Genomic DNA, 2,804 nt, shown 5'->3' with positions numbered 1-2,804 from the left:
TGGATTTTGCGCATATACGGGCAAAACCGGCAATGAACTAGCTAGAGCGAACGAACAGAGAATTACGGTTTCGATCTGACAAAATTATCTCCCACTAGCCTAATGCCTTGTAAATTTGTCATTATATGCTCTTATGGCATCGGTTATAGCCTTGTTCACGCACCAGTTTCTTATCACAAATAAGTACAGTTTCTTCCCACAGCGCATTTATTACTAAAAATATACAGGTAAACAAGTATGGTACTAACGCAATGCTATCTTTAGTTAAAAATGGAAAAGACTGGCCAGAACCAGATGGCACAGATCTTGCTTGTATTAAGATTTTGAAGTAGCTGGAGACTTGAGGGATAAGCTTTATGGGTTCTTTGGGACTCAAACGGCTGAAAGGGTCAATCAGAATCCTAAAGACGTTTTTGGTGAGGCAATATTTCAGAAATCTTTATGGCCGGAGCTAGTAAAAATAGTACTAGGCATGATTTGAATGAAGTTGGCAAAGCCATTGTCGCAACTATAGTAAAACAAACAAGAAAACAATGTTAAATAGTGAAAATAAAGCCATGAGTCAATCGGCCGTTGTTAGTAATATAACAAAGGCAACAAAAGACTTGATAGCTGTAATTGAGAAAGAGAATGCTTTGTTAGAGGTGGGAGAAGTTTCGGCTATTGAAATTATTGTTGAGGAAAAAGTAGATGCGTTACATAAGTTTAATGAAGCGCAGTTTGTCGTAGAAGAATACGTAAGAACTGGCCAAAAATTTGACCGAGATAGCTTGCCTATGGTAAGGCTGAAGGACCTATTTGGCACATTGAACGGGCTAAATCGAGATAATGATATTCTTATTCGCGGCAATTTAGAAGTAAGTAATAAAATTATTGAAATATATAATAAAAGTAGGACTCAAGAAACGTTAAGACAATTTGGATATAAAGTTTCTGTTGCGGAAAAATAGATAAAGTAATGCTGCCCATTGGGCTCAATATATAAGGTTTAGATAAAATATGGCGAAGAGTATTGAACAAACATTAAGTTTAGTTAGAGAGCAGATCGACGTTGGAGCTCGTAATCTTGGGTCAGCAGGGAATCCTAACGCTAGAAGAATTGATACTTCTCTAACAGTTGATCAAATAGGGGGAAGTAAAGCTTATAGAACAAGTCTTAGTGAAAGTAGGTCAGTAAATCTACTGCAAGAAAGAGCTTATGTTGAACAAGTGACAAAACTGGGAAATAAGAACACATATACTGAATTCTTGAGTGACCTACAGTCTGTAATTGGCGGAGAAAAAGATCCGCAGGTATCTAGGCTTGTAAAGACCATAGATAGTTTTTTTGCTCAAGCAAAAATTCTTGAAGCAAGCAGTGGCCATTCGATGAGGCAAGCGTTTATTAATAAGGCTGAAGAAGTTAGTGCGGCAATTACGGGTGCCTCTAAGAAAGTTACGGACTTAAGGTTTGACGCAGATAAACGTTTAAAGCAAAGCGCTCATTCAGCAAGTGGTATTATAAAAGCGCTTTTTAATTTAAACCAGCAAATGCTGATTAGCTCATCTCCAATCAGACTTCATGATAAAAGAGATCAGCTGGTTCGAGAATTAGCGCATAATTTTGATATCAAAGCCAGTTATGGTGCTAGTGGAACTGTTAGCATTCAAGCGAAATCTAGCGGAGAACAACTCGTTGCAAGTGATTATTATTCCCAGTTTAGTTATGATGGCGTGGGAACTATAGATGCTATTATAGAAAATAATGACTACCCACCTTTAATGATTACTCAGTTTGGAATAGATGGTAAGGAAAGGCATTCGAAGGTTTTTATTGGTGGGAGTGATGATTCAACGATGTCTGTTAGTAGTGGACAATGGTCAGCTTTAATTGATCTAAGGGACAAAGTGTTGCCAGAAGCTGGCGATAAGATTAAAGCATTAGGACATAATTTTACTGATAAATTAAACGCTATCCATAATAATGGTTCTCCTTTTCCACCAAAAGGTTATTTTAAGAGCTCTATTGATATTAGTAGAGGACAAGACCTTGAATGGGGTGATCCGTTTACTATTCATTTCGTTAGTAAAGAGGGTGACCAGCTTCGTGGTGGTGCTGGCAGGTTGAACCCTGCGACAATTGATATGAGAAGTCTAGCTAGTACTACTCTCAGCGGAAAAGCAACAATATCTGATCTAATAAAAGAGCTTAATGAGAAGCTAGATTATGCCCCTTCAAGACCAAGGGTAGCAATAGGTGCGATTACTGACGGTGCTGTTGTTCCTGTTCAGGTGGGCGGAGAATATTTGCTCAATAATATACAGCTGCGTGCAAGAGGTTCGGTAAATCCGGCAGATGGTAATAGCTTTACCTTTGATCTGGATCTGCAAGGAAACTCGCATTTTGGTAGTAATATTAAGGTGCTTGAGGTACGTACTGAAGATGTCGCAACTGGAGCAAATCAACAAGCTGTGGTAACAGACCAGCTTCCTGGAAGTTTTAGGTTAGAAAAAGATACAAACACAGCTACTGGACAAAATATTAAAGTGCAAAATGCATTAGCTGGTAGAGTTATTACGCTGAGAGTTAGGATTACAGGTGATAATGGAGTAGTTTCAGAAGGTACTGTTTCGTTTGCTTCCCCACAGCCAGCAACTGTTGTAAATGATAGAATTGCTTTTGATAGCACTCTTAATGTTAATGGTGGCGTAACTACTGGCGCATTTAATCCAGTTCCTCTAACAAGCCATTCAGGTGTTGCAAGAGCAAAACTTGTTGATGATAATGGTATAGAAATAGACCCTAATTCAGGTCAGAGTGGTAA

General features: G+C 38.5%; 2 protein-coding genes. Both read left to right on the top strand.

Annotated elements, in window-relative coordinates; translation table 11 throughout:
- Positions 1 to 557: 557 nt before the first annotated feature.
- A complete protein-coding gene (locus tag Megvenef_RS08550) occupies positions 558 to 950 on the top strand; it encodes a hypothetical protein (RefSeq protein ID WP_322777514.1) in 393 nt (130 codons plus the stop codon).
- 49 nt (positions 951 to 999) lie between these two features.
- A partial coding sequence (locus Megvenef_RS08545) for a FlgK family flagellar hook-associated protein (RefSeq protein WP_322777513.1) occupies positions 1,000 to 2,804 on the top strand: 1,805 nt, incomplete at its 3' end.

The sequence above is a fragment of the Candidatus Megaera venefica genome, from assembly GCF_034554655.1.
Taxonomy (GTDB): Bacteria; Pseudomonadota; Alphaproteobacteria; order Rickettsiales; family Rickettsiaceae; genus Megaera_A; species Megaera_A venefica.
This window is presented reverse-complemented; position numbering and strand designations above follow the sequence as displayed.

Bases quoted from the DNA above. Each gene is read 5' to 3' on its own strand.
- Megvenef_RS08550 (WP_322777514.1), top strand. From the start codon at position 558: ATGAGTCAATCGGCCGTTGTTAGTAATATAACAAAGGCAACAAAAGAC.